This is a genomic window from Sphaerotilus sp. (assembly GCF_041083715.1).
Classification (GTDB): Bacteria; Pseudomonadota; Gammaproteobacteria; order Burkholderiales; family Burkholderiaceae_C; genus Sphaerotilus.
The window spans coordinates 1-6,635 of record NZ_JBFPGY010000296.1 but is presented as its reverse complement, the minus strand read 5'-3'; the positions used below and the strand labels follow the sequence as shown (position 1 = coordinate 6,635).

The window sequence follows — 6,635 nt, the reverse complement described above, 5'->3', positions numbered from 1 at the left end:
CGTGCACGGCGTCCACCAGCGTCAGGATGGAGTCGAGCAGGTAGCTCTCGGCGACCTCGTCGTCCATGAAGAAGGTCTGCGCCACCGGACCGGGATCGGCGAGGCCGGTGGTCTCGATCACCACGCGGTCGAAGGTCAGCTCACCCTTGCGGCGCTTGGCGGCCAGATCGGACAGCGTGGAGCGCAGGTCCTCGCGGATCGTGCAGCAGACGCAGCCATTGCTCAGCTGGATGATCTGCTCCTCGGTGTCGCCGACGAGGATGTCGTTGTCGATGTTCTCTTCGCCGAACTCGTTCTCGATCACGGCGATCTTCTGGCCGTGGGCTTCGGACAGGATGCGCTTGAGCAGCGTCGTCTTGCCCGAGCCGAGAAAACCGGTGAGGATGGTGGCGGGGATGAGGCCTGTGGACATGGGTGGTGGGCGAGAGGCAGAGGACAAAAACGGATTGTCGAATGTCTGTCAAGCCCCCTGGTGTGTCAAGGCATCCGTTTGCCACGCTGCAGCCGCACCGGACCAGACCGGATCCTCGGTGTCACTGTCATCGGGTATTCTCGCCACATGATCACTACCGGCACCTGACCGTGTCTGAACCTCAGCAGAGTTACCGCTCCGGCCGTGAGTCCGGACGGGTTGCTCAACACGATCACCGCACGCTGTTCGAGCGCGTGATCGAATTCATCTCGCCGGGTCCCGACTCGCGCGACGAACTCATGGAGACGCTGGCCGACGCAGAGAAGCGCGAGCTGATCGACCCGGAATCGCGCTCGATGCTCGAAGGCGTGCTGCACATGGCCGATCTGACGGCCGGTGACGCGATGGTCGCCGCCCCCCGGATGGACCTGCTCGACATTGCCTCGACCTACGACGAGGTGCTCGCCAGCGTCATCGACACGGGGCACTCCCGCTTTCCGGTGTACGAGGGCGAGCGCGACAACATCATCGGCGTGCTGATGTCCAAGGATCTGCTCAAGGTCCAGCGCTCGCCGGACCTGCATCTGCGCACGCTGCTGCGTCCGGCGCTGTTCGTGCCTGAATCGAAGGGTCTGAACGAGTTGCTGCGCGACTTCCGCTCCAACCGCAACCACCTGGCCATCGTCATCGACGAGTTCGGCGCGCTCGCCGGCCTCATCACGATCGAGGATGTGCTCGAAGAGATCGTCGGCGAGATCGAGGACGAGTTCGATGACAAGGTCAGCGAGTCCGGCCTCTACACGATGGCCGATGGCAGCTGCCGGGTGCCGGGGGATGCCTCGATCGAGGCCATCAACGCCCACTTCGCGATCGAACTGGCCGAAGACGGCATCGAGACCATCGGCGGACTCGTCGCGCACCGCAACGGCCGGGTGCCGCGGCGCGGCGAGATCGTCGACGTCGGGCCGCTGCGCTTCTCGGTGATGCTGACCCGGGGCGGTGCGGTGCGCTGGTTCAAGGTGGTGCGCCTGTCGCTGGACGAGATGGCTGGTGGCTGAGGCGGTGTCCGCGCGCAGGCGCCTGCTCGCCCTGGTGGCGCTTGCCCTGCTGGCGGGAGGCGTGCAGGCCTGGTCGATGGCGCCGGTCGCACGGGGTTGGCTGCAGGTGCTGTCCGTGGCCGCGCTGTTGGCGCTGGTCAGTGCGGCGCCACCGCCGCGGGTCTGGCTGGTGGGCGGTGCCTTCGGGCTGGGATGGCTGGGCGGCACGTTCTGGTGGCTGTTCATCAGCATGTACCGCTACGGGCACCTGCCGGCTTGGCTGGCCGTGCTGGCCGTCGCGCTGCTGGCGGCACTGCTGGCGGTCTATCTGGCGCTGGCGACGGCGCTGTTCGTGCGCTGCAAGCGCGACCGGCTCTGGTCCGACGTGGTTCTGTGGGGCGCGCTGTGGCTGCTGGCCGAGCTGGCGCGGGCGCAGATTTTCACGGGATTTCCGTGGGGCGCGGCCGGTTATGCCCATGTGGACGGGCCGCTGGCGGCACTCGCGCCCTGGGTCGGCGTGTACGGCATCGGCGCGGTGGCCGCGATGCTGGGCGTGCTGGTGCAGCGTGGTCTGGCGACGCGCGGTCTTGTCCCTCGGGCCGGGGCCGTGGTGGTCACGGGCGCACTCGTGCTGCTGCCGGCATGGACCGGCGGTGACTTCACCCGTGCACGCTCCGGCCTGTCGGTGACGCTGCTGCAAGGCAACGTGCCACAGGACGAGAAATTCGAGTTCAGCCGCCTGCCAGAAACACTGGACTGGCACATCAAGGCACTGCTGGCTTCCACGGCCGATCTGGTGATCGCGCCGGAAACCGCCATCCCGCTGCTGCCGGCGCAGTTGCCGCCGGACCTGTGGGACGGGCTGCAGAGCCACTTTGCACAGGGCCGCACCCGGGCGCTGATCGGCGTGCCGCTGGGCGACGCGGGCCTGGGTTACACCAACTCCGTGGCCGGGTTCGGCGCAGCGGGGGGACCGTCCTTCTACCGCTATGACAAGCACCACCTCGTGCCCTTCGGCGAGTTCATTCCGCCGGGTTTCCGCTGGTTCGTGGACATGATGCAGATGCCGCTGGGTGACTTCGCCCGCGGCCCGCTGGTGGCACCGTCGTTCGTGGTCGGTGCCGAGCGGGTCGCTCCGAACATCTGCTACGAGGACCTGTTCGGCGAGGAGCTGGCGGCGCGCTTCGTGGACAGGGCGACGGCACCGACCGTGCTCGCCAACGTCAGCAACATCGGCTGGTTCGGCGAGTCGGTGGCGGTGGACCAGCACCTGCTGATCTCGCGCATGCGCACGCTGGAGCTGCAGCGGCCGATGGTGCGCGCCACCAACACCGGCGCGACGGTGGCGATCGACCACCGCGGTGTGGTGACGCACCGGCTGGCACCGCATGTGCGCGGCGTGCTGGAGGCGCGGGTGCAGGGGCGTGACGGTGCGACGCCGTTCGCCTGGTGGGCCGGGCGCCTGGGGCTGTGGCCGTTGTGGGTGGTCGGGCTGTGTGGGGTGCTGCTGGCGAGGCGTCGGGCCTGAGCCGTTGTTCAACGTGCCGCCGCAGGGCTGTGCGCCCAGCGCCGCGCCGCCGCTTCCACCACCTCCGACAGCGGCGCATCCTGCGCCCGCTGTCGCCGCAGCCACTGCGCGTCGTTGCCTTCGCCGAGCGACTCGCGCAGCAGCTGGCAGGCTTCCCACGATTTCAGATCGACCGCGTGGGTCTCGACCCGCGCCAGCGTGCGCACGATGTCGTCGCGCAGCTTGCCGCGCTGCTTGGTCTGCGGGTTGACGATCTCGCCCTGCAGCCCGAAGCGGCAGGCCTGGAAGCGGTTGTAGGTGTAGACGAGGTAGTCGTCCTCGACCGGCTCGAATGGCCGCTCCTCGATCAGGTAGCGGCAGATCGCCTGCAGGTAGCAGGCCAGCGCCGCAGCCTTCTCCACCGTCAGCGGGGTGTCGCACACGCGCAGCTCGATCGTGCCGTACTCGGGCTTGGGGCGGATGTCCCAGTAGAAATCCTTCATCGACTGGACGACGCCGGTGGCCGTCATCTTGTCGAAGTAGCTGCCGAACTCGTCCCAGCTCCGCACGAAGGGCGCGCGCCCGGACAACGGGAATGCGAACACCGAGTTCAGCCGCGCCGAGTCGAAGCCGGTGTCGTGCCCCTGCACGAAGGGCGACGAGGCCGACAGCGCGATGAAGTGCGGCACGTAGCGCGACAGCGCGTGCAGCAGCCAGAGTGCGTCGTCGCCGTTGGGGCAGCCGACGTGGACGTGCTGGCCGAAGACGGTGAACTGCTTGGCCAGGTAGCCGTAGAGGTCGCTGATGTAGTGGAAGCGCTCGCCGGGGTAGATCTGCTGCTCGCTCCAGTGCTGGAAGGCGTGGGTGCCACCGCCGGCGATCTCGATGTTGAGCCGCCGCGCCGCGCGCACGAGCTGGTCGCGCATGTCGCGCAGCTCCGCCACCAGCGGGGCGTGCTCGCGCTGGATGGACGTGCCGATCTCGATCATCGAGCGCGTGATCTCGGGCTTGATGTCCCAGGCGCCGGTGTGGCGAGCGGTCTCGCGCAGCAGGTCCTGCGCCTGCGGGATGAGGTCGTGGTCGTGCGTGGAGATGAGCTGCAGCTCCAGCTCGACGCCAATGGTCAGCGACTCGGAGGTGGTGAAGTCCTGCAAAGACATGGGCGGGTTCCTCGGGGCGGGCGGTGTGCGTCAGTCAGCGGGACGGGGGCGTGCAGGTCTCGCGCGCGACGGTGCACAGGCCGAGCTGCAGCCAGACTGGCCCGCTCAGCTGCATCAGCGTCAGCGCGATCAGCAGCGCCTGCAGCAAGGTCGAATCCGGCATGGGCAGCGCGCTTGGCCAGCCCAGTGTGTTGCCGGTCAGCAGCACCGCCAGGCTGGACGCGGGCTGCAGCGCCAGTCCCAGCCCGAGCGCCTGCCGCCAGCCCAGGCCGCTGGGGCGGGCCAGCAGGATCACCGTGCCGGTCTTGGCGATGAAGCGTGCGCCGATGATCGCGGCGACCAGGGGCAGCAGGTCGATCAGGCCCTCCAGCGTGGACAGCAGCCCCAGCGTCACCAGCAGCAGCAGCGTCAGCGCCGCGCCGCCGCTGCCGAGCTGGGGCTCGACCTGCAGCCGGTGGCCCATCCGGCTGCGGGCCACCATGCCGGCGATCAGCAGTGCCAGCAGCGGCGAGAAGGTGAATTGCGCTGCCAGCATCGCCGCCAGCACCACCAGCGCGAGCTGCAGTGCCGCCAGTCCGCTGCCGTGGATCTGCCGGCTCAGCCGCTCCAGCACCAGACCGCTGACGGCCCCCAGCAAGTAGGAGCCGCACAGCGTGTAGACCGCCCCGGCCAGCGCCGGCTGCCATTCGAAGCCACCGGAATCCAGTGTTCTCAGCACCCGCCATGCGGTCAGTGCCAGCACGGCGCAGACGGTGTTCAGCGCCGTCATCATCAGCAGCCGCTCGCTGACCTGGCCGCGCGGCTTCAGCTCGTTGAGCACGGTCATCGCGATGACCGGCGAGCTGGCCATGGCCACGGCGCCAGCCAGCGCCGCCGACGACAGCGACACGTCCAGCCAGGTCAGCGCCACGGTGACGGCCAGGCCGGTGACCAGCGCTTCGACCAGGCACTTGACGGCCAGCCACGGGTTGTCGATCAGCCAGCGTGGCCGGATGCGGCTGCCCAGCTCGAACACCAGCAGACCGACGGCCAGGTCCAGCAGCGGCTTCCACGGGTCCAGCTCCGACCGGGCCACCAGGCTCAGCGCCAGCGGGCTGGCCAGCGCACCGACCAGCATCGCGCCCAGCGCGCGCGGCAGCCGCGTCATCCGGTGCACGGCCTCGCCGGCCAGCAGCGCGACGATCATCAGCACCGCCAGCCCCATGATCGGATCCGCACCGCGCAGGGCTTCGATCGGCCAGCGCGCCAGCTCGCTGCCCAGGGTGCCGAGGTTGTCCAGGCTGAATCCGCCGGCACTGCCAGAGGTCAGCAGGTCCAGGGGAAATGACACGTCGGTCTTGCTCACATCCGGTCTCCTCGGGGCCGCTGGTCAAGGGGCTTGATGTTTGGTTACATGCCGTACATTTGCGACATATTTCACGAAATTAGGCCTGTCTGGCCGCAGTGTACCGACCGGCTGGCCGAGCACGGTAACAACGTGATGTGACGCGCGTGGGACGCCTGTGCACAGCGATTCCGGCCGCCGGACGCCCGGGGTCGATAATGGTCGATTCTTGTCAGAACTCCCCCATGGCCCTCCTTACCCTTCTTGACGCCAGCCTCGCCTACGGTCACGTGGCGCTGCTTGACCATGCCGCGATGTCGCTGGAGGCCGGCGAACGCCTCGGCCTCATCGGCCGCAACGGCACCGGCAAGTCGTCGCTGCTGAAAATCCTCGCCGGACTGGAATTGCCCGACGACGGCACGCTGCAGGTGCAGGCCAATGTGCGCCGCTACTACGTGCCGCAGGAGCCGCAGTTCGAGCCGGGCATCAGCGTGTTCGATGCGGTCAGCGTCGGCGTGGCGCAGGCCAAGTCCCTGCGCGAGCGTTACGAGGCCCACGCCGAGGGCGACGATCTGGACGCGCTGCAGAGCCAGATCGAGGCGGTCGACGGCTGGACCTGGGAGCAGCGGGTCGACGAGACGCTGGAGCGGCTGAAGCTGTCGCCGGGCCAGCAGGTCGATGCGCTCTCGGGTGGTCTGCGCAAGCGGGTGGCTTTGGCGCAAGCGCTGGTGGCCGCGCCCGACGTGCTGCTGCTCGACGAGCCGACCAACCACCTGGATCTGGAATCCATCATCTGGCTGCAGGACCTGCTGATCTCGTTCCGCGGCGCGGTGCTGCTGATCACCCACGACCGGGCGTTTCTGGATGCGGTTTCGACGCGCATCCTCGAACTCGACCGTGGCCAGATCCGCAGCTACCCCGGTAGCTTCACCACCTATGAGGCGACCAAGGCCCGCGAACTCGAAGACGAGTCGCTCTTCAATGCCCGCTTCGACAAGCTGCTGGCGCAGGAAGAGATCTGGATCCGCAAGGGTGTCGAAGCCCGCCGCACCCGCAGTGTCAGCCGCGTCAACCGCCTGACTGCGCTGCGCGACCAGCGCGCCGCGCGCCGCGATGTGGTGGGCAAGGTGCGGCTCGAAGTCGATGCCAGCTCGCGCAGCGGCAAGATCGTCGCGGAGCTGGAAGGCGCCACCAA

At 68.5% G+C, this 6,635-nt stretch carries 6 protein-coding genes; 3 read left to right on the top strand and 3 right to left on the bottom strand.

Going from position 1 to position 6,635, the window contains the following annotated elements; translation table 11 throughout:
- Positions 1 to 412 (bottom strand): CobW family GTP-binding protein (locus AB3X43_RS13855; RefSeq protein WP_369430447.1); only part of this gene is annotated, 412 nt, incomplete at its 3' end.
- 170 nt (positions 413 to 582) lie between these two features.
- Here AB3X43_RS13855 and AB3X43_RS13850 point away from each other — a divergent pair.
- Complete coding sequence (locus AB3X43_RS13850; RefSeq protein ID WP_369430446.1) at positions 583 to 1,470, top strand: HlyC/CorC family transporter; 888 nt, start codon at positions 583 to 585, stop codon at positions 1,468 to 1,470.
- A gap of 4 nt (positions 1,471 to 1,474) precedes the next feature.
- Complete coding sequence (lnt, locus tag AB3X43_RS13845) at positions 1,475 to 2,977, top strand: apolipoprotein N-acyltransferase (protein ID WP_369430445.1); 1,503 nt, start codon at positions 1,475 to 1,477, stop codon at positions 2,975 to 2,977.
- Between the two features lie 8 nt (positions 2,978 to 2,985).
- Here the strand turns inward: lnt and AB3X43_RS13840 are convergent, their stop codons facing one another.
- The gene (locus tag AB3X43_RS13840; protein WP_369430444.1) at positions 2,986 to 4,116 is read right to left on the bottom strand and encodes a YbdK family carboxylate-amine ligase; all 1,131 of its coding nucleotides are present in this window, start codon (positions 4,114 to 4,116) and stop codon (positions 2,986 to 2,988) included.
- 34 nt (positions 4,117 to 4,150) lie between these two features.
- The gene (locus tag AB3X43_RS13835) at positions 4,151 to 5,461 is read right to left on the bottom strand and encodes a cation:proton antiporter (RefSeq protein ID WP_369430443.1); all 1,311 of its coding nucleotides are present in this window, start codon (positions 5,459 to 5,461) and stop codon (positions 4,151 to 4,153) included.
- A gap of 224 nt (positions 5,462 to 5,685) precedes the next feature.
- On the opposite strand from AB3X43_RS13835, the gene AB3X43_RS13830 reads away from it, so the two are divergent.
- A partial coding sequence (locus AB3X43_RS13830) for an ABC-F family ATP-binding cassette domain-containing protein (RefSeq protein WP_369430442.1) occupies positions 5,686 to 6,635 on the top strand: 950 nt, incomplete at its 3' end.